This is a genomic window from Frankia sp. R82 (assembly GCF_023716925.1).
Classification (GTDB): domain Bacteria; phylum Actinomycetota; class Actinomycetes; order Frankiales; family Frankiaceae; genus Frankia.
On sequence record NZ_JAMQQG010000317.1, the window covers coordinates 23,274 to 24,262 of the forward strand.

Annotated in this window: 2 pseudogenes; one reads left to right on the forward strand and one right to left on the reverse strand. The window is 75.5% G+C overall.

What is annotated here, in order from left to right:
* A pseudogene (locus ND747_RS26145) lies at positions 1–458 on the reverse strand (sigma factor); the annotation flags it as partial.
* A gap of 333 nt (positions 459–791) precedes the next feature.
* On the opposite strand from ND747_RS26145, the pseudogene ND747_RS26150 reads away from it, so the two are divergent.
* Positions 792–989 (forward strand): annotated as a pseudogene (locus ND747_RS26150) (hypothetical protein); the annotation flags it as partial.

A 989-nucleotide genomic window follows, 5' to 3' on the forward strand; every position in this document is an offset into this window, starting at 1 on the left:
ACTGAATCCCGCCGCACCCGAGGGCCAGACCCACCCCCCCCCCCCCCCCCCCCCCCCCCCCCCCCCCCCCCCCCCCCCCCCCCGCGGCGCTCCCGGTCCGTCGCGGCCTGCGCGGAACGGACCCGGTCGACGGCGCGGCGGTGCGCGAGGGTGCAGATCCAGCCGGTGGCGCTGCCGCGGGCCGGGTCGAACCGGTTCGCCTGCCGCCACACCTCGACGAAAACCTCCTGGGTGACCTCCTCCGCCTGCGCCGGGTCCCGCACGACCCGGCGCACCAGCCCGTACACGCGGGCCGCGAGATGGTCGTAGACGGCCGCGAACGCGCGGGTGTCGCCGCGGCCGGCGCGCAGCAGGACGTTGTCGACGCTGGACGTGCTGTTGCCGGCGTCCAGCGTCGGGTCGTGATCGGCGACGGCGCGGAGTGCGCGCCCGTCGTCGTCGTCGGCTCGTCGTTGCATCACGCGGGACCTCCAGTGCGGGGGGATCGGCCCGGCTGCGCCGGGGTGGAAGCACCGTCGCCGGCGCCGCGTCGTCGTCAGGCGATCACCGGTGGCGCGCCCGACAGCGGTACTGCTTCGTAGTTCGGCGCCCGCCGGTCGGCGGATTGGCCCGGTCCGAAAAGTTTTCTGCCGGTCCGAACTCGCACCCATCCGTCCCGCCGGCAGCTTCGAATCCTCGTCGTCCACCGCCGGTGCGGCCGCTCGGCGGAGTCGGGGACACCTGTCACCGACCGCGAGCACCTCGACGTGGGAGTCCCCGACATCGAGCACCACCGGCAACAGGAGGATGCGGTGTCCGACACCGTTGACGAAGGACGCCTGCGGGAACTGAGCGAGGCGTCCGACGATCTGCACAGCGACTCCATGCGGGCCAACCGCACGGCGGTCGCCGACTATGTCGAGGCCACCGCGCCCGGCGCCCGGCCGACGGGCCCCCGCGACGACGTCGACGACGCCCGGTCGGGGTTCGGGGGTCGCGCCGCCGCCGCC